Genomic DNA, 19,491 nt, shown 5'->3' on the forward strand with positions numbered 1-19,491 from the left:
TTTAGTTATACGCCCATAGCGGCCAGCATTTGTGCTATAGAAAATGTTGCACCGCAAACAAATTCATCGGCAGCACCATAATATATAGTAACAGTATCACCATCAACCACATGGCCGTTGGTAAATACTACGTGGCCAAAAAAACCTGTGGTTTCGTAAGCTTCGGTTGGCTCCATAATTGGGTCAGTAGTGCGGGCAACAACTTTTGAGGGGTCGTTAAGGTCCAGCAATATGGCACCCAGACAATACCTGTGCTCTTTGGTGGCACCATGGTAAATTTCCAGCCAGCCTTTATCTGTTTTAATGGGTGCCGCGCCTGCGCCAACGCGGGCGCTATCCCACATACCTTCGCGCGTTTTAACAATACATTTATGGTTTCCCCAGTGCTCGCCATCCGGAGATTCGGCTATCCAGATGTAGTTGCCGCCTATATCCACGCTGCTTGGGCGATGCAAGGCATAAAACTTACCGTTTATTTTTTCTTCAAAAATGGCTACATCCTTATTGTGTGGTGGCAGTATCATACCATGAGCTTCAAAAGTTTTCCAGTCGGTAGTGGTACGCATGCCTACACCTACCCCGCTATCGCTCACGGCGGTAAAGGTGAGGTAAAATTTATCTTCTAAACGCGTTACCCGGCAATCCTCTATCCCGAAGGTTTGCAGGGGGCCAATTCCAAACATTTTTTTATAGCCTTCGGGTTCATAAAAGCTCACGCCATCATCGCTGCAAAGCAAACGCAGGTGCGAAAGCGTCGTCAGATAATCGACACCCTTATACCGCACCACACGGGCATCAGTAGCTATCAGGTCGCTGTCATCAAGTGCTATCTCCATGATAGTCGTTTCGCCGGTGGCTGTAAGTATCGGGAAAGAAACATGTACCTCGCTTTGCTGGGGCCGCTCGGCAACACGCACCAACAGCCATACTTTTCCATCAAACCTAAATACGCCGGGGTTTAACAGGCATGCTATGTGCAGGCCTTCGGCGCTTGGTTGTAAATTTTTAGGGGATATTAACGGGTTTTGTGGAAAGCGTTTAGCTATATCTGCCATGGTAGAATTAATTGGTGTTATGTTATTTTAACATTACGGGTAAACAATGGTTTCCAAAAAAATCTTAATTAAAATTTGCGTAACCGAGTGGTGACATATATATTTGCGTAACCATTAGGTTACGTAATATGAGAAGAGATGTATTCCAGGCCATTGCCGACCCTACCCGCCGCGATATTATTAACTTGCTTGCACACCGTGAACTTAATTTAAACGCTGTTGCAGACAAGTTTGAAATTAGCAGACCGGCCATAAGTAAGCACATAAAGATCCTGACGGAGTGCGGCCTTATTACCATTAAACAACAGGGCCGCGAACGTTACTGCCATGCCAACCTTAAAAAACTGGAGCAGGTTGCTAAATGGGCCGAACAATACCGCGCCTTTTGGACCGGCAAACTGGATGCGCTTGAAGATTTTTTAAACAACGAACCAAAAACTACATAATTATGCAAAACCAACCTTTAGTAGTTGAGCGCACGCTTAACGCACCCGTTAGCCAAGTATGGCAGGCCCTTACCGATAACGAGAAAATGAAACAATGGTATTTTAAACTGGAAAGCTTTGAACCACGCATTGGTTTTGAATTTAGCTTTGCCGGACAAGGCAGCACAGGCGAAAAGTTTACGCACAACTGCCGCATTACCGCTGTAGAGCCGGAGAAGAAACTAAGTTATACCTGGGCTTATGATGGTTTTCCCGGAAGCTCTGAAGTAAGTTTTGAATTGTTCCCTGAAGGGGATAAAACGCTGGTGCGCATAACACATACCGGCTTAGACAGCTTTACCCAAAACGGGCCGGATTTTGGTGTGGATAGCTTTACAAAAGGCTGGAACCATATACTTGGTATCAGCCTTAAAAATTTTGTAGAGAAGGAAGCTTAACATTTATCCATAACTATAAAAAAGGCCGGTAGAACTTTCGCTTTACCGGCCTTCCTCGCATTTATATATAATATGTATTACCTGCCTGTTGTACGTGGCGTACCTGTAGACGATGGGCTTGTGCTACCAGGTGATGTATTGCCCGGTGTTGTTGATGGCGAAGTAGTACGTGGCGCTGTTGGCGATGTACTGCTTGGCACTGTTGGGCTTTGCGTTGGTACAGTTGGGCTTTGTGTTGGCACCGTAGGACTTGTTGGACTTGTAGATGGTACTGTTGGCGATGGCATGGTTGGTACCGGCGCTGTTGGTACAGTAGGATTAGTTGGGCTGGTTGGAACCGTAGGGTTTGTTGGTGTTGTAGGGTAACTTGGGTTAGTAGGGTTTGTTGGCGTCATTGGGCTGGTTGGGCTCATTGGCGTGGTAGGCGTTGTGCTACGTGTTGGTGTAGTAGTTTTTGTTTTTTGTTTTTTAGGCACAGTATCCTGCTGGGCAGTTAAATTGCCTGTTAACAATAATGCCTTATGGGCCGGTGTGGTATGAGTTTTGGCAGTGGCATTAATAGCAAGTGCTGCGAAGGCCGTCGCCATTATTAAACTTATCTTTTTCATGGTATATATTATTTAATGGTTTATAACTATTAACTATAAAACAATTACCATGCCGATAAACGATAATCAGGACATTTAAATTTTATAATAATATTTATCTCGAAGCCACATTGCAACTTTTACCAGTACAATTAAAGCCGGCACTTCTACTAGCGGGCCGATAACACCGGCAAAGGCCTCGCCCGAATTAATACCGAAAACCCCTATTGCTACGGCAATGGCCAGTTCAAAATTATTACCCGCAGCAGTAAAAGCTATAGACGCGTTCTTTGAATAATCGGCGCCCATATATTTGCCGGCAAAAAAACTTACCATGAACATAATTGCAAAATAGATAATAAGTGGAATAGCAATACGTACTACATCCAGCGGGATCTGAATGATGAGCTGTCCTTTCAGGCTGAACATTACAATTATGGTGAATAGTAGGGCTACAAGTGTTATGGGTGATATTACAGGCAGGAATTGTTGACCAAACCATGCCTCTCCCTTTAATTTAATTAACGCGTACCTGCTCAAAATGCCTGCTGCAAACGGTACCCCAAGATAAATGCCTACCGATCTTGCTATCTGGCCGATGGTGATGTTCACAACTGCGCCCTTTACGCCAAAAAGGGGCAGCAGCACCGTAATAAAAACGTAGGCGTAAACACTATAAAGCAACACCTGGAAAATACTGTTCAAAGCCACCAATCCCGCGGCATACTCGCGATTACCTTCGGCAAGTTCGTTCCATACAATAACCATCGCTATGCATCGGGCAAGGCCTATTAAAATAAGGCCTATCATGTAGTCGGGCTTATCGTACAGAAAAATGAGAGCTAACGCAAACATCAATATAGGCCCCGCAATCCAATTCAGAAATAGTGATAGGCTTAGCACTTTAGTGTTTCGAAAAACCTCGCCAAGATCCTCGTACTTTACTTTCGCCAAAGGCGGATACATCATCAATATCAACCCAACGGCTAAAGGGATGTTCGTGGTGCCGCTGGAGTATGAACTAATAAAAGCAGGTGCAGAAGGTATAAAGTAGCCTATAGCTACACCTAATGCCATAGCCGTAAAGATCCATAAGGTAAGGTATCTGTCTAAAAAGCCAAGCTTTTTGCGATTGGCTGCCGGGGCGCAATTGTTGGCCGTCATATTATAGAATATGTTGTTTTACAAAATCATGAGCGTATATTTTGATCATATCACGTACGCGCGTAAATTCAGCCATCACTTCTTCCGGCGTTCCTGTAGCCTTTGCAGGGTCGGGAAAGTTATGATGAAACCGTCTTACATCTCCCGGAAAGTACGGACAAGCCTCATTTGCATTATCGCATACCGTAATTACATAATCAAACGGGATATTCAAATACTCACTTACATTATTAGAGGTGTGTGCCGAAATATCTACTCCATCATCTGCCATTACATGGATGGCTTTGGGGTTAACACCATGGGTTTCTATCCCAGCGCTGTAAACTGTTGCTTTATGGCCCACATAATGGCGTATATAACCTTCTGCTATTTGGCTGCGGCAGCTATTGCCGGTACATAGTACTAAAATATTCTTCATTGTATTAACAGCAGCCTGATGCCGGGGTGCAGCAAGGTGCTTCGGCAGCCAGATTTTTAATTTGTAATTTTGGTTTAACTTCTGCTACCGGCGTGCAGCATTCTTCGCCCTTATTATCAGTACCACAACTACCACCACGGTTTATAGCTTTACATTGCACAGCATCCGGGCGTAGATCAACTACCAGGTTATCGTCGTCTATGACAACGTCTTTGATAAGCATTTGGCGGGTGTCAAATTGCGGGTTGCCAAATTCAATTTTAACCATAGCGTCGGCATCTAAGGGTAAGGTTTTTTCAACAAGGTTAACAATAGACAAAGCTTTGCTTACCTGCATAGCACTTTCCTTTTCCTCATCTTGCGGTTCCCAAAGCTGTACAATTACCTCTGTCCATTTATTCATTACGCCGCCACAATCAACCGATGTTATAGGCGCCTGCTTAATCTCGGTGATGTGGTAAGATGCATCCACCCATTTATCTTCAGCGTATTGAAATTGTAAAGTCAACTGCGGGTTTGCCTGCAGTATTTGCTTAAAGTTGTTCCATTTTAAAGTTTCCATATCCATGATTTATTATCGCAATATTACGATTGATTTAAGCAAAAAATTTTTAACAGCAAGTATTCACAGCTTTGTAGGATGCGAACATGGCATTTACCTCATTCTGTAAGTTTTTCCAGGCAATTGGTTCGATGCAATAGCATATGCTTACTCCCTCTATAGTACCCTGTATAAGACCGGCATTTTTTAATTCTTTTAAATGCTGAGATATAGTTGCTTGTGCCAGGCCCAACTCATCTACCAGATCGCCGCAAATACAGGCATTGGCTTTAATGATGTGTTGCAGAATAGCGATACGCGCAGGGTGTGCAATTGCTTTTAATTGCATAGCCAGCTTGTTTTGTCCATCGGTAAAAATATCTGTTTTTGTAACACCCATATCAATCGCAATATTACGATTAATTATTATAAACCAATAAATTATTTCATTTCCAAAAATTTAAAGCTTACTTCAAAACTACCTTTGTAGCTCCATAACCAAATTTTTCTTTACGGGCATCCATAAAAGTTTGCACTTTAGGGTGCTTGCTAAGCAATTTGTGCAGTTCGTGCTTTAGGATGCCGTTACCTGTACCATGTATAAAAGTTATATCTGGCATTTGGTGTACAATGGCAGCGTCCAATGCTTTTTTAAAATGGTCGGTTTGGATGTTCAGGATCTCGCTGCTGCTTAAAAACTGGTAGTCGTCACGCAGCTTTTCAATATGCAGGTCAAGCTCGCTTACAGGTTTGGCAACGGTTTGCGCCTTTTCTTCGGCGGGTTTAAAAAAACTTTCTTTTAGTTTTTCGGCATCTATGATCAGCTCAGGCTCGTCCAATTGTATCATCCAGCCTTGCTGTTTAATATAGGGCACTATCTTCTTAGCTCCCGAAAAGTCCTTGGCTTTAAATTGCTCTGTAACATTTAAAGGGGCAACCGATGGCTGATTTTGCTTAGTAAAGAATAATACCTGGAAGATGAGCTTCGGCCACAATTGCAGGTCAGACAGTTTAGCCGAATATACCTTTGCCACACCGTTGGGATCAATAACACCGGCAAATTCGCCTTTAAAATCCTTTTGCTGCTGCGCGGTTACACTTGCAAGCAATTGGTATGAGGTTTCGTTTATAACGTATAAATGTACCAGTGCCTGCGCTTTGGCATCTGCAACAACGGCAATGTGCACGCCCTTGCTTTTAAACTCGCCTATAGGTTTTACATCGGCAATGTATTCCTCATCGTGGCTTTCGGCGCCGTGGCCATGTACATAGGTTACTTTGCTGGCCAAAACCGGGATCTCAAAATCGTCTTCAACGGTAACACCAATCATCTGTTCATCAATAATACGTGTTACGTATCCTTCCAGTTTCTCGTCAACAAAGCGTACAAAATCCCCTAACTTATATCTCATGGTACAATAATAAGCAGCAAAGGCCTAAAAATGATAGTTGTACTGTCAATTAAACTCTAAATGTATATTAACAGTTCTTTTATTTAAATTTGTTTTTTCCCTTTCACAGTTTAATATTAGCCATGGCCCCAAATACTCCCCCCGCCCCCGATGATGCATTTTTAAAGCAGATCTTTCTACACCATTTAACCCGCATATACAACGGCAAGCGTTTTTTACAACAGCGTACCGATGACCTTATTAAACTGGCATCGTTTAAAGCGCTTGAGCTTGCTGTAAGCGAATTTGGCGGCGATGTTAAAAACCAGATAGAACGGATGGAAGAAATTTATGAACTGATTGGCGAGAAACCCTCGCCGGAGGTTTGTAACCCCATCAGATCTATTGTTAAAGATGAGTTTTGCCTGGATCATGAACAAACTATCCCGCTATTAAATGACCTTGACCTAATGCTTTACCTGCAAGTATTGGAGCATATCAATATAACATCTTACCGCATGCTTATTATGATAGCCAAATTATTGAAGTACGATAAAGTGAAGCAGTTACTTACCGAGAACTTTGATGAGTCGGCAGATAACGATAAGTTGTTTACGCTGATAGCAAAGGAATACATTACGGATTAAAACAAACCATAACGTTATAAAATAACAAAACCGGACCCAAAAGTCCGGCTTTGTATAGTTATTTAATACCCCTACTAAAATAACTTGTTACAAAGGAATATAATTTAATCTCGGCAAACAAGTGAGTATTGTAACAATTCGTTTACCTGAATACTCAAAGATTTGCCTATATAAATTCTACATTTGTTACGTGTTTTTACAAAAACCAATCATTTATTATGTTTAAAAAGATCCTGTTAACTGCAACCTGCAGCATAGCGCTGTTACAATTGCAGGCCCAAAGCCTTTACATGCCGCGCGATATTAAAAAAGCGTATGATAACGGCACCCGTAGCCCCGACGGTAAACCCGGTGCAAAATACTGGCAAAACCGCGCACGCTACAACATTCACATTACTGCCGCGCCGCCGTTAACCACCGTAAAGGGTACCGAAACAATAACCTATATCAACAACAGCCCCGATACCCTAAAAAGGCTGAACATGAAGCTGATCCTGAACATACACCGCCCCGGTTCGGCACGGATGGGTGACGCGAGCCCTGATTACCTGACCTCGGGCGTGCAGATAGACACTTTTATGATTGCCGGCCAAAAAAGGGCGTGGAACAACGACCAGGCATCATCTACTAACCAACTGGTAGCGTTGCCAAAACCGTTAATGCCGCATGATTCTGTCAAGCTAAACATCGCCTGGCATTTTGATGCATCTAAACAAAGTGGCCGCGAAGGGCAGATAGACAGCACCAGCTATTACCTTGCTTATTTTTACCCGCGTGTTTCTGTATATGATGATTACAACGGTTGGGACCGTGTGGCATTTACAGACGCCCAAGAATTTTATAACGACTTTAACGACTATACCCTAAATGTAACTGTGCCTAAAAACTTTATTGTTTGGGCTACAGGTACCCTGCAAAACCCAACCGAAGTTTTACAAAAGGAATATTCTGATCGTTTGCAAAAATCATTCACAAGCGATAGCACCATTCATGTTGCTACCCTTGAAGAGGTTACCGGCAATAAGGTAACTAACCAAAAAGGCGGCAACACCTGGACCTGGACCGCTACCGACATTAGCGACGTAGCCGTTGGCATAAGCGACCACTACATTTGGGACGCGGGCAGCGTGATTGTCGATAGCAAAACCGGCAGGCGCTCCAGCATGCAGGCTGCTTATTCTGTAAGCGGTACTGATTTTAAGAACTCTGTACAATACGGTCGCAACGCCTTGGGTTGGTTTAGCCATAACTGGCCGGGAGTACCTTATCCGTTCCCCAAGATGACAGCCTTCCAAGGCTTTGCCGATATGGAGTACCCCATGATGGTGAACGACAGCCAAATGGGCGACCCGGGCTTTGCACAACTTGTGCAGGATCACGAAATAGCGCACACCTGGTTTCCGTTTTATATGGGTATCAACGAAACCCGCTACGCGTTTATGGATGAGGGCTGGGCTACAACCTTAGAATACTTAATTGGCACTGCCGAAAAAGGCAAAGCCAAGGCCGATGAGTTTTACAAGCAGTTCCGCATCAATGGCTGGATCAATAACCGCTCGAGCAACCAGGACATCCCGGTAATTACACAAACCAGCGAGCTGACCACCGGCTACGGTAACAATGCCTACGGCAAACCATCGTTAAGTTATTTAGCATTAAAAGATATGCTGGGCGATGAATTATTTAAGAAAGCCCTGCACGGTTACATGGACAGGTGGCACGGAAAACACCCTATACCATGGGATTACTTTAACTCCATGAGCAATGTATCGGGCCGTAACTTAAACTGGTTCTTTAACAACTGGTTCTTTACCAATTACTATACCGACCTGGCTATAAAAACCGCCGTAACCGGTAAAGATGGTTACACCATTACAGTAGCAAACATAGGTGGCTTTGCGATACCGTTTGATGTTGTGGTTACCTATACCGACGGCACAACAAAAACCATCCATAAAACGCCTGCGGTTTGGGAAGCAAACCAAAAACAAACGTTGGTTACTTTTACGAATGACCGTGGCAAAAGCCTAAAATCTATCACGTTGGATAACGGCATTTACATGGATGCTAATACCAAGGATAATACCTGGTCGCCTAAGGGGAAGTAAATATTACAATCAAATAATACTGAAATGTCATTTCGAACGAGGAACGAGGAGAAATCTTGTTAGACATGCAAGTCGCCTACCTGCATGGAAGAACAGGATTTCTCCTCGCTATAGCTCGTTCTAAATGACAAATCAATATTAAATCCCTCCGTTGGCTATCGCTTACCGCCATTACAAATAAGAAAGCCCTGCCGACTATAGTCTGCAGGGCTTTGCTATTGTATATTAATACCGAATTATGCGTTCTGGATAGAGTTGTTCCAGTCGTTAGCGGTACTTTTCACTTTTGATTTCGCGCTATCAACACCGTTTTCAGCATAGTCTGTAGCTTTTGATTTTGCGTTATCATAAGCGCCTTCTGCATCGCTAACAGCACCGCTGAAACGAGATTTTACAGAATCTACCGTGTTGCTGGCGTATTCTTTAACATTATCGGCAGTACTTTGCGCTTTGTTTTTTGCTTTGTCAACAAGGTCGTTCACATAATCAGCAATATCGCCTCTTAAGTCTTCACCTTTTTCAGGTGCCAACAATAAACCTAATGCGGCGCCTGCTGCAGCACCCACTAAAAGTGCTGCTATAATTTTTGCTTGGTCTTTCATATAATTTACTTTTAAGTAGATGTTTTTGTACTTAAGTAACAAATGCCATGCCGCAGTGTTTAAACTTTTCGTATTAAGTTTAATGTAATAGCAATCCGCGTGTAATCATCACACAAAGCAAGGGCTATAGCGTTAAGGTTAGTATAACCTGGGAAATATCAACAGATTTATTAAAGTCGGGCCACTTTAGAAAAGTATTTTATTTAATAACCGTTGTACTGGTAGCTATACTTATTGTACTTAAATATAAACTCTTCCCCACTTTCGACAGAAAAGAACATGCCGGGCACCGGCTATTGCGCCACTTATTTGATACACTTATACCTGTTTTAATGGGTTTGATAGCCCTGGCATCCCGTGGCATTCTGGATGAGCGGAAATGATTAGGTTAAACCTGTTATAGGTTTACTGTCCCACTAATTATTACAGTAGTGAGAAATTTATATCAAAATACTGTCAATCACTACTTTACATTGTTGACCATTTTAAATAAATAGTCAAACAAAAATATTAAATATCAGATTTAAGGTAATTAAGTTAAATACAAGGTGTCCCACTTTTAAAAAAACGGGACGGAATGGGACACCCAGGTTGCTGATCAAAAAATCTGGCCGCAAAAAAAACATCCGCCCCTTTGGGAGCGGATGTTTTCTGTAACATTTAGCAGATTAATATATAATTAAACAACTTTTACGTTTACTGCGTTTAAGCCTTTTCTACCGTTTTCTACTTCGAACTCAACTTTATCGTTTTCACGAATCTCGTCGATCAGACCTGTTGAATGAACAAATACGTCGGCACCACCACCATCAGGTGTGATAAATCCAAAACCTTTTGTCTCATTGAAAAATTTTACTGTTCCTTCTTTTTGCATTATTTTATTTATTAAAGTGCGCAAGGTAGGCATAATTATCCACATAAGTGCAAATGCTACATAAAAGCAAGTCATAACAATGCTATAAAGCTTACTATGCTACTACAGCGAGGTGGCGGCCATGCAGCGTATTCTCCGAATCTTTAACTATTCCGCGTATCTTCTCGTCAAGTTCATTAACGGTAAGCTCCATCATATCAAAATAATTAAAGTCTACATTTTCCATCTTTATCAGGTCCATAATACCAAGTAACGATGCAACCGGCCTGCGCAACTCATGCGATTGTATAATGGCAATGCGGTTAAGCGCTTCGTTTTGCACGTTTATGTAAGCTTCCTGCTTTTTATGGTGGGTAATATCGGTAGAGTTTAACGCCACACCTATAACCTCTCCCGTTTTGTTCCTTACGGGCACAAAAGTGGTGTTCATCCAGCAGGAATAAGGGGTTCCTGCCATTATATGCCATTCGCGCTTTACCGATCTGCCATTCATAGCGGCCTTGCAGTACTTTTTTAACTGCCCTACAATTTTGGGATCAGAATAGTCTAAAAGGTTGTCGCCATTCATTAATACATGGCCATAGGTTGTATGTATGAAAGATGAGGCTGATTTATTAAATGCCATCACCTCAAAGTTTTTATCGATAAGTAAGTGGGTATCCTTACTACTGTCAAATATAGCCTTTAACTTTAATTCCGACTCTGCAATGGCTTCTGCCTGTTCCAACTCTTTGTTTCGCTGGTCTTCCATTACCTTTAGGCCCCAGTTAAGCTCCATCAGGTTCACCACTTGTTTAGACATCACCTGCAGGGCTTTTTGCTGATGTTGGCTTAAGTCTCGCGGTTGCATATCAACTACACACAAGCTGCCAACGGCGTAACCATCTTTTGTAATCAGGGGTGCCCCCGCGTAAAACCGAACATTTGGATTGCCGGTAACAAGGGGGTTTTGGCTGTGGCGCTCATCCTTCTCCATATCTTTTATAATGTTTATCCCATCCTGTTGAATGGTTGTGGTACAAAAAGATATGCCTACGGGTGTATTGGTAATATCGGTACCTACGGCTGCCTTAAACCATTGTATTTCGTTATCAAGCAGGGTAACAAGTGCTACCGGTGTTCCGCATATTTGAGATACGAGGGCAACAATGTCGTTAAGATCTGTAGCAATGCCTTCATCGAGGTTTTTAAACCTTTCTACAGCGGTAAGGCGTTGTTGCTCGTTGTAATTCATTATGATACGAATAGATATAGCAGGTAATTAATAACTTACGATTACATAATACATTAAATGAACCATTTTGTTCGGAGTAAAGCGTTTGTTGTACATTTATTTTAGCAAGGGTAAATAAAATACGGAATTGCTGCCTGCAAGGTTTGCAGTTATAACGAATATCAATATAAAAAAGCCCCGAAAGTTTTTCACCAACGGAGCTTACTAAATACCTTAATACAGCTTATAACCACAAAAGCCACATTAATTATTTAGCCACTTTATATATAAGACTACATCTTATTATCAAGCAACGCTATTATTTATTGAATATACGCTTAAAAGATACAGATGGTTTGCCGGGATGCTAACTTATTCTGAATAAACAGATTGCACAGCATCGCGCAGGTTATAGTTAGATGCCATAACTTCGCCATAAGCGCCCGCCGTACGTATAGCTATCAGGTCGCCGCGGTAAGATTGCGGCAGGTCAACATCTTTTCTAAAGCAATCCGTACTTTCGCAAATAGGGCCGACAACATCATATTTAATTTCGGATTTCGGATTTACGATTTCGGATTGGTTCTCTTCTAACTTTTGAATTTTGAATTTTGAATTTTGACTTAAATTCTCAATAGCATGATATGCCTGGTAAAGCATAGGGCGCATCAACTCCGTCATGCCGGCATCGAGGATGAGAAAATTTTTCTTCTGACCGTTCTTGACATATAATACCCTTGATATAAGCGAGGCAGATTGCGCAACCATAGCACGGCCCAATTCAAAATGAACCTCCTGCCCCGGTTTTACATTCAGGAACTTGCTGAAAACTTTAAAATAGCTTTCAAAGTCGGCTATGCCATTAGTGTCGGGATTATAGTAATCTACCCCCAGTCCGCCGCCGGTGTTTAATATTTTCACGGTGAAGCCGTGGTCTTCAAACCAATCCTGCATTTCGTTGATACGGTTACACAGGTTGCGGTAAACCTCCATATCTGTAATTTGCGACCCAACGTGGAAATGGATTCCTAAAAATTTCAGACTGGCGCATTTACGCAGCGTTTCAGCTACATCATTTAATTGCCAGGTGTTGATACCGAACTTATTTTCATCGAGCCCGGTTGTTATAAAATGATGCGTATGGGCATCTACATTTGGGTTGATGCGGATAGCGATACCGGCCACCTTGCCTTTGGCGGCGGCCAACTCGTTAATGATCTCCAGCTCCTGAATGGATTCTACATTAAAGCAGAAGATATCGGCATCCAGCGCGGCGTTTATTTCCTTATCAGATTTGCCAACGCCGGCAAAAACCACTTTACCTTTATCGAAACCATGTTCAATGGCCGATCTGACTTCGTTACCGCTCACGCAGTCGGCACCAAAGCCGTATGATTGTATGGCATCAACCACTTTGGTATTAAAGTTAGCCTTCATGGCGTAATGCACATGAAAACCGTATTTTGATGATGCATCCCTGCAGGCATCTAAAGTATTGCGCAAAACATCCATATCATAATAATAAAATGGTGTTTCTGTATTGTTAAAGCGCTGTATTGTATTGTTGTTGAACATGATGTTAAGTCAAAATTAAAAAGTCAAAAGTCAAAAGCCTCACCCTGCCCTCTCCAAATGAGAGGATTCTCGCTCAACTTTTTAAAGCCCTCTCCTTCGGAGAGGGTTGGGTGAGGCCTCCTAAAACAACCTGCTATGCAAGCTCCTCAATACCTCTACCTTATCTTCTGTTTTTACCAGTACCGACATATTGTGGTCGCTACCGCCGTATGATATCATCCTTACAGGCACGTGTTTAATAGCTTCGAGCACGCGGGCTGCGTAGCCATGTTTCTCGGCACCAAAGTCGCCAACCACACATACAATGGTATGGTTAACATCAATCTCAACCGAGCCATAAGCGCCCAGTTCGGCGGTTATTTCGCCCAGGTAAGTAGTATCGTCTATAGTTAATGAAACAGCCACTTCAGATGTAGTGATCATATCTATAGATGTGCGGTAGCGCTCAAACACCTCAAATACGCGGCGTAAAAAGCCATGCGCCAGCAGCATACGGCTGCTCTGGATCTTAATAGCCGTAATACCATCCTTAGCGGCTATCGATTTAATTTTATCCTTCTCGCTGGTGTTTGTTATCAATGTACCTGCTGCCTGCGGGTCCATCGTGTTTAACAGGCGTACCGGGATCTTATACTTTTGTGCCGGGAAGACACTTTGAGGGTGCAATATCTTCGCGCCAAAATAAGCCAGTTCGGCAGCCTCATCAAATGAAAGCTGTGCAATTGGTTTAGTATTGCTAACAATACGGGGATCGTTGTTGTGCATGCCGTCAATATCTGTCCATATCTGCACTTCTTCGCTACGAATACCTGCGCCTATTAACGACGCGGTGTAATCGCTGCCGCCGCGGCGCAGGTTGTCGATCTCGCCAAACGCGTTACGGCAAATAAAACCCTGGGTGATGAACAGGTTCACATCCGGGTGTTCATCCAGCAAGGGCGTAAGCTCGGCGGTGATATGGTCTACAATGGGCTCATTATCTTCATCGGTTTTCATAAATTCCAATGCTGGTAATAATACCGATGGCACGCCAATTTCTTTTAAATATATATGATATAGCGTGGTAGACAGCAATTCGCCCTGCGCCAAAATAACCTTATCTTCTATAGGGGTAAACAGGTCGTTGGCAAAGCTGCTTAACAATCTAAAGTGGTAATCAATAACCTCTTTACCCTGTTCAAATGTTTCGGGCTTCTTTAAAAGTTCCTTTATTACAGCGTTGTACTTATCCTTTAATATCGCTATTAAATTTGCCGCCCTGGCCTTGTCGTTAGCAAGGTAGGCCTGGCCTATTTCCACTAAATTGTTTGTAGTGCCCGACATGGCCGATAACACAACAATTTGCCTTTCCTGCGGGTTTACAATGTCCAGCAGCTTCTGCATACGGGCGGCACTACCAACCGATGTTCCGCCAAATTTTAAAACTTTCATTAATTGTTTCCGTTTACCATAAAACATTAATATTCTTGTATGAATATTGAGGCGCTAAAAATAGGATTTTAAACTACTTATATCTAAAATGAGCAAAATAAAATTTGGAACAGATGGCTGGAGAGCGATCATTGCCGATGACTTTACCGTTGAGAACGTAAAACGAGTGGCCTATGCAACCGCATTGTGGCTAAAACAAAACTTTGAGAACCCATCGGCTTTGGTAGGCTGCGACCCGCGTTTTGCCGGACCACTGTTTGCAGATACCACCGCCGCCGTATTGGCATCGCAGGGTATTAAAGTATTCCGTGCCGAAAATACTTTCGTGTCAACGCCCATGATCTCGTTGGGTACCGTACGTTTAAAAACATCGGCAGGTATCATCATCACCGCCAGTCACAACCCTCCTGCTTACAACGGATACAAAATAAAAGCGCATTACGGTGGCCCTGCTACCCCGGACGATATTGAAAAAGTAGAATCGCAGATCCCGGATACCATCAGCCTCGAACTAAAATCTGTTACCGATTACGTTACCGATGGTTTGGTAGAGTACGTAAACCTTGAGGATATGTACGTAGAGCATGCCGAAAACAGCTTCGACATCCCTGCCATTCGCGACAGCGGCCTACAGTGGGCTTACGATGCCATGTACGGTGCCGGCCAAAACGTTATGCGCCGCCTGTTCCCGGATATTACTTTCCTGCATGCAGATTATAACCCGAGCTTTGACGGCCAGGCACCTGAGCCTATCCAGCGTAACCTGCAGGAATTTGAGCAACTAATCAAACTATCGGAAGGTGAAATTGCATCTGGTTTGGTTACCGACGGTGATGCCGACCGTATAGGCCTTTACGACGGCGATGGCAACTTTGTAGATTCGCACCATATATTGTTATTGCTTATCCATTACATGCACAAAGTTAAAGGCGAAACAGGCGAGGTTTATTCAACCTTCTCTTGTACCAGTAAAATTCAAAAACTTTGTGATGCATACGGCTTGAACAACACCGTTACAAAAATCGGTTTTAAATACATTTGCGACCTTATTGTGAACAGCGGCAAACCATTTATGGTGGGCGGCGAGGAATCTGGCGGTATCGCGGTTAACGGCCACATCCCCGAGCGCGATGGCGTTTGGATAGGACTGATGATTTGGGAGTTTATGGCAAAGAGCGGCCGTAGCCTGAAAGAACTGGTACAGGAAATTTACGACGTTGTAGGCAAATTTGCCGTTGAGCGTTACGACCTGCACGTTACCGAAGAGAAAAAACAAGCTATCATCAGCCGTTGTAAAGGTGGCGTTGAGGCGTTTGGTAACCTAAAAGTAGCTAAAACCGAAGACATGGATGGCTTCAAATTCTTCTTTGAAGACGAGACCTGGGTAATGATCCGTCCATCGGGTACCGAGCCTGTATTGCGCGTTTACGCCGAGGCTCCAACCACTGCCGAATCTTTCAAGATACTTGATACCGTAAAAGCGGACCTGTTGAAATAGACCGGGATTTTCAGAATAAATAAAAGGTTTGCTTCGGCAGGCCTTTTTTGTTTGATGAAATACGTCATTGCGAGGAGCGATAGCGACGTGGCAATCCCCTATTTACATATCGGCTCTGCAAGTTGGGGATTGCCACGCTACGCTCGCAATGACGATTATCCATTAAAGAAACTTTTTTCTATTTTTCCGGTGATATTTCCCACATTCCTTACACTTATAGTAAAACGCGGTTATCATGGCAAAAACAATAGATAGGCAACAAATGCTAATGGAGCTTTATAAAAGCGCCTTCCCGGCGGTGGCTAAATACGTCGCCCGCTTAGGTGGCTCTTTTGATGATGCCAAGGACGTTTTCCAGGACGCGCTGGTTATATATTATGAAAAAACTGTAACCGGGCAATTATCCGCAGAAAATAACAAAGCTTATTTACTGGGCATCGCCAAAAACCTTTGGTTCAGAAAGTATAGAGATGAGCATACCACTGAGCCATTACAAGATGATGTGCTGAACATGGCAGACGTAGCTGAAGACCAGATCTCGTCGAACAAAGTACTCCGCTACCTCGAAACCGCGGGCAAACGCTGTATGGAACTGTTGAGCGCATTTTATTACCACAAACAACGCATGAAAGATGTTGCAGAGCAATTTGGTTACTCCGGCGAACGCTCGGTTACCGTACAAAAATACAAATGCCTGGAGAAAGTACGCGATGCCGTTAAACAACAATCCTTAAGCTATGCAGACTTCATTGAATAACTTGAAACTGGTGGACGACCATTTGCTCGGCCTTGCCACCCCGCAGGATAAGTTGTTGCTGGATGCGCATCTTATCTTAAACCCCGCGCTGCATGAGGACATTTACTGGCACAAACAAGCTCATGGTATGGTGCAGCAGTACAGCCGCAAGCAACTGCGTGCCGAAATAGAAGCTGTACATCAAAAGCTTTTTAACATGCCCGAAGATCTGAGTTTCCGGCAAAAAATATTGCGCTTCTTCGAACGCTAAACTTTAAATTTTAATTTATGAACACAAATGAGTTCCGCAAATATGCGGTAAGGCACCGCCATGTCCAAAGTTTGCATGTAGACAGGTACATAGCGCAGGTAAACCACCGCGTTACCGCCAGCATGACGCCCGCCATTATGGAAGAGCGCCAGATGAACATAACGCAAATGGACGTATTCTCGCGCCTGATGATGGACCGCATTATTTTTCTGGGCACCGCGGTAGACGATCATGTGGCCAACATTATCCAGGCGCAGCTGCTTTTCCTGCAATCTACCGATGCTAAAAAAGATATCCAGATCTATATCAACTCACCAGGTGGTTCGGTTTATGCCGGCCTGGGCATATACGATACCATGCAATTCATCTCGCCCGATGTGGCAACCATTTGCACCGGTATGGCGGCATCAATGGCGCAGGTATTATTATGCGCAGGCACAAAAGGCAAACGCGCCGCCCTGCCCCACTCCCGCGTTATGATGCACCAGCCATCGGGAGGTGCGCAGGGTATGGCTTCAGATATTGAGATAGCCGCCCTGCAGATCGCTAAAATGAAACAGGAACTTGCCGATATAACCGCTAAACACACCGGGCAGGATTACGAAACCGTTTACCGTCTCTCCGACCGCGACCATTGGATGATAGCCGCCGAAGCCCGGGAATTTGGAATGATAGATGAGGTATTGGAAGCAAGGGAGAAGTAGCTACAGATTCACTCACCCCGACTTCGCTTCGCTGGTCGACCCTCTCTCCGCAAGCGGAAAGAGGGTTAACTCTTTGTTGTTCTCAACCTCTTCGCAAAGCAGAGAGGGTGAACCAGCGAAGCGAAGTCGGGGTGAGTAAAATAACTAATGGCTATTTTTGTCGTCGTGCATTCCCCGCTCGTTCAGAGAAGGCTGGGGAGAGTGCCAATTTCCCTGAATACCTTAACAATTAGCCTTAATTTTTCTTACTGATATAATTGCTTACTTTGGGTTTAACAACAGCGTTTACTCCAATGAAGAAATTACTTACGGTCGCATTCCTGCTTACTTGTATCCTGTTTAAAGTATCAGCACAAAACAACGAGGTGGATGCAAACACAGCTAACTACACCGCCCTACAGCAAAAATTTGTGGACCTTAAGTTCGGGATGTTCATTCACTTTAATATCCCTACCTACATGGATGCCGACTGGCCTGATCCGGAAACGCCTGCATCTGCATTCAGCCCTAAAAAACTAAACGCCGACCAGTGGGCCAAAGCAGCTAAAACCGCCAACATGACCTACGGATGCCTCACCACCAAACACCATAGCGGCTTTTGCATCTGGGATACCAAAACCACCGATTATAATGTGATGAACAGTCCGCTGAAACGCGATGTGGTGAAGGAGTATGTGGATGCCTTTCGTAAGAACGACCTGAAGGTGATGCTTTATTACAGTATCCTGGATACGCATCATAAACTCCGCCCGCATCAAATCACCCAAAAACATTTCGAAATGGTGAAGGCGCAGCTAACCGAGCTGCTGACCAAATACGGCAAGATTGAGGCCATTATCATCGATGGCTGGGATGCGCCTTGGTCGAGGATAAGTTATGATGATATTAATTTTGAGGATGTTTATCACCTTATCAAATCTATCCAGCCGGATTGTGTGCTGATGGACCTGAATGGCGCCAAATACCCAGCCGAGGGCCTTTTCTACAGCGATATTAAAACTTACGAGATGGGCGCTGGCCAGCGCCTCTCAACAAAAGATAATGTGATGCCATCATTGGCTTGTTTGCCTTTACAAAGCAGCTGGTTCTGGAAATCCAACTTCCCAACCACACCTGTAAAAGAGCCTGCTAAAATGGTTGCCCAGTTAAATACATTAAACCAGGCCGGCTGTAACTTTATCCTAAACGTTGCGCCAAACCGCGACGGCTTATTTGACGACAACGCTTTAGCCGCATTAAAAGAGATTGGCAAACTATGGAAAAACGACGGCCCTGCACTAAAACCGGCAGCAACAGGTGCGCCTATTATATCAAGCAACCTGGCTAAAAACAAGCCGGCCAACGCCAGTTGGAGCGATGACATGAACATTATGGATTTTGCCAATGATGATGATTTTACCACTTCGTGGACATCAAACACCGCGGTTAAAACGCCATGGTACGAAATTGATTTTGGCCACGATACCGAATTTAATACCATTGCCCTAACCGAGCCAAAAGCTAACATCAGTGCTTACCATTTAGAGTACCTGCAAAACGGCGTTTGGAAACCTTTACTGGAAGGCAGCACCGCATCCCGTGTCAAGATCCACCGCTTTAACCGTGTCTGGGGCACTAAGCTACGGTTAACCATTGATAAGGCGGCCGGGCAGGTTTCTATTGCGGAATTTGGGGTTTATAATGAGAGAAGGTAGGGAACACCTTGCTATATACTTAAACCTTCTCCAAAGGAGAAAGTTTGGGTTCTCCCTTTCGTAACAATTACACCTATAAAACCATATTATAAAACCATT

Annotated in this window: 21 protein-coding genes; 9 read left to right on the top strand and 12 right to left on the bottom strand. The window is 43.7% G+C overall.

The genetic code is table 11. The features are described from left to right. Positions 1-5: 5 nt before the first annotated feature. Entirely contained in the window at positions 6-1,055 is a 1,050-nt protein-coding gene (locus ACFQZI_RS19045) for a glycoside hydrolase family 130 protein (protein WP_377145345.1), read from the bottom strand. 128 nt (positions 1,056-1,183) lie between these two features. Between ACFQZI_RS19045 and ACFQZI_RS19050 the strand changes: the two genes are divergently transcribed. Together ACFQZI_RS19050 and ACFQZI_RS19055 are read left to right on the top strand one after the other, a co-directional pair. Next, positions 1,184-1,501 carry an ArsR/SmtB family transcription factor gene (locus ACFQZI_RS19050; RefSeq protein WP_377145347.1) on the top strand — a complete coding sequence of 106 codons (318 nt, stop codon included), beginning with the start codon at positions 1,184-1,186 and terminating at the stop codon, positions 1,499-1,501. Positions 1,502-1,503: 2 nt separating this feature from the next. After that, positions 1,504-1,938, top strand: coding sequence for an SRPBCC family protein (locus ACFQZI_RS19055; protein ID WP_377145349.1), 435 nt, complete (start codon positions 1,504-1,506; stop codon positions 1,936-1,938). A 77-nt stretch (positions 1,939-2,015) separates the two neighbouring features. Here the strand turns inward: ACFQZI_RS19055 and ACFQZI_RS19060 are convergent, their stop codons facing one another. From ACFQZI_RS19060 to ACFQZI_RS19085, 6 genes are all read right to left on the bottom strand, one after another. Beyond that, the gene (locus ACFQZI_RS19060; RefSeq protein WP_377145351.1) at positions 2,016-2,546 is read right to left on the bottom strand and encodes a hypothetical protein; all 531 of its coding nucleotides are present in this window, start codon (positions 2,544-2,546) and stop codon (positions 2,016-2,018) included. A 75-nt stretch (positions 2,547-2,621) separates the two neighbouring features. After that, entirely contained in the window at positions 2,622-3,689 is a 1,068-nt protein-coding gene (gene arsB / locus ACFQZI_RS19065) for an ACR3 family arsenite efflux transporter (RefSeq protein ID WP_377145352.1), read from the bottom strand. A gap of 1 nt (position 3,690) precedes the next feature. Continuing rightward, positions 3,691-4,107 carry an arsenate reductase ArsC gene (locus tag ACFQZI_RS19070; RefSeq protein ID WP_377145354.1) on the bottom strand — a complete coding sequence of 139 codons (417 nt, stop codon included), beginning with the start codon at positions 4,105-4,107 and terminating at the stop codon, positions 3,691-3,693. Positions 4,108-4,111: 4 nt separating this feature from the next. Further along, the gene (locus tag ACFQZI_RS19075) at positions 4,112-4,669 is read right to left on the bottom strand and encodes a DUF6428 family protein (RefSeq protein ID WP_377145356.1); all 558 of its coding nucleotides are present in this window, start codon (positions 4,667-4,669) and stop codon (positions 4,112-4,114) included. 49 nt (positions 4,670-4,718) lie between these two features. Next, positions 4,719-5,048: an ArsR/SmtB family transcription factor gene (locus ACFQZI_RS19080; protein ID WP_377145358.1), complete on the bottom strand. Its 330-nt coding sequence runs from the start codon at positions 5,046-5,048 to the stop codon at positions 4,719-4,721. 67 nt (positions 5,049-5,115) lie between these two features. Then, positions 5,116-6,060, bottom strand: a complete 945-nt coding sequence (locus tag ACFQZI_RS19085) for a Smr/MutS family protein (RefSeq protein ID WP_377145360.1) — start codon at positions 6,058-6,060, stop codon at positions 5,116-5,118. Positions 6,061-6,182: 122 nt separating this feature from the next. Here ACFQZI_RS19085 and ACFQZI_RS19090 point away from each other — a divergent pair, with 122 nt between their 5' ends. Together ACFQZI_RS19090 and ACFQZI_RS19095 are read left to right on the top strand one after the other, a co-directional pair. Beyond that, positions 6,183-6,686 (top strand): DUF892 family protein, encoded by a 504-nt coding sequence (locus ACFQZI_RS19090; protein ID WP_377145362.1) that lies wholly within the window; start codon positions 6,183-6,185, stop codon positions 6,684-6,686. A gap of 218 nt (positions 6,687-6,904) precedes the next feature. Then, on the top strand, positions 6,905-8,794 hold the full coding sequence (locus ACFQZI_RS19095; protein ID WP_377145364.1) for a M1 family metallopeptidase: 1,890 nt from the start codon (positions 6,905-6,907) through the stop codon (positions 8,792-8,794). Positions 8,795-9,030: 236 nt separating this feature from the next. Here ACFQZI_RS19095 and ACFQZI_RS19100 read toward each other — a convergent pair whose 3' ends face one another. The 5 genes from ACFQZI_RS19100 to ACFQZI_RS19120 form a co-directional block, all read right to left on the bottom strand. Then, a complete protein-coding gene (locus tag ACFQZI_RS19100; protein WP_377145366.1) occupies positions 9,031-9,396 on the bottom strand; it encodes a YtxH domain-containing protein in 366 nt (121 codons plus the stop codon). A gap of 679 nt (positions 9,397-10,075) precedes the next feature. Beyond that, positions 10,076-10,270 (bottom strand): cold-shock protein, encoded by a 195-nt coding sequence (locus tag ACFQZI_RS19105; RefSeq protein WP_067057762.1) that lies wholly within the window; start codon positions 10,268-10,270, stop codon positions 10,076-10,078. A 94-nt stretch (positions 10,271-10,364) separates the two neighbouring features. After that, the gene (locus ACFQZI_RS19110; RefSeq protein ID WP_377145368.1) at positions 10,365-11,504 is read right to left on the bottom strand and encodes a GAF domain-containing protein; all 1,140 of its coding nucleotides are present in this window, start codon (positions 11,502-11,504) and stop codon (positions 10,365-10,367) included. 351 nt (positions 11,505-11,855) lie between these two features. Then, positions 11,856-13,058, bottom strand: a complete 1,203-nt coding sequence (gene lysA, locus ACFQZI_RS19115; protein WP_377145369.1) for a diaminopimelate decarboxylase — start codon at positions 13,056-13,058, stop codon at positions 11,856-11,858. A gap of 120 nt (positions 13,059-13,178) precedes the next feature. Continuing rightward, complete coding sequence (locus ACFQZI_RS19120; protein ID WP_377145371.1) at positions 13,179-14,489, bottom strand: aspartate kinase; 1,311 nt, start codon at positions 14,487-14,489, stop codon at positions 13,179-13,181. Positions 14,490-14,577: 88 nt separating this feature from the next. Between ACFQZI_RS19120 and ACFQZI_RS19125 the strand changes: the two genes are divergently transcribed. From ACFQZI_RS19125 to ACFQZI_RS19145, 5 genes are all read left to right on the top strand, one after another. Further along, the gene (locus ACFQZI_RS19125; RefSeq protein WP_377145372.1) at positions 14,578-15,987 is read left to right on the top strand and encodes a phosphoglucomutase/phosphomannomutase family protein; all 1,410 of its coding nucleotides are present in this window, start codon (positions 14,578-14,580) and stop codon (positions 15,985-15,987) included. A 235-nt stretch (positions 15,988-16,222) separates the two neighbouring features. Beyond that, on the top strand, positions 16,223-16,744 hold the full coding sequence (locus ACFQZI_RS19130; protein ID WP_377145374.1) for an RNA polymerase sigma factor: 522 nt from the start codon (positions 16,223-16,225) through the stop codon (positions 16,742-16,744). Then, the gene (locus ACFQZI_RS19135; protein WP_377145376.1) at positions 16,725-16,994 is read left to right on the top strand and encodes a hypothetical protein; all 270 of its coding nucleotides are present in this window, start codon (positions 16,725-16,727) and stop codon (positions 16,992-16,994) included. The genes ACFQZI_RS19130 and ACFQZI_RS19135 overlap by 20 nt, the downstream gene beginning before the upstream one ends. Positions 16,995-17,011: 17 nt before the next feature. After that, positions 17,012-17,698, top strand: coding sequence for a ClpP family protease (locus ACFQZI_RS19140; RefSeq protein ID WP_377145378.1), 687 nt, complete (start codon positions 17,012-17,014; stop codon positions 17,696-17,698). A 293-nt stretch (positions 17,699-17,991) separates the two neighbouring features. Next, entirely contained in the window at positions 17,992-19,392 is a 1,401-nt protein-coding gene (locus tag ACFQZI_RS19145; RefSeq protein WP_377145380.1) for an alpha-L-fucosidase, read from the top strand. Positions 19,393-19,491: the final 99 nt, after the last annotated feature.

The organism is Mucilaginibacter lutimaris, assembly GCF_042676625.1.
GTDB lineage: Bacteria > Bacteroidota > Bacteroidia > Sphingobacteriales > Sphingobacteriaceae > Mucilaginibacter > Mucilaginibacter lutimaris.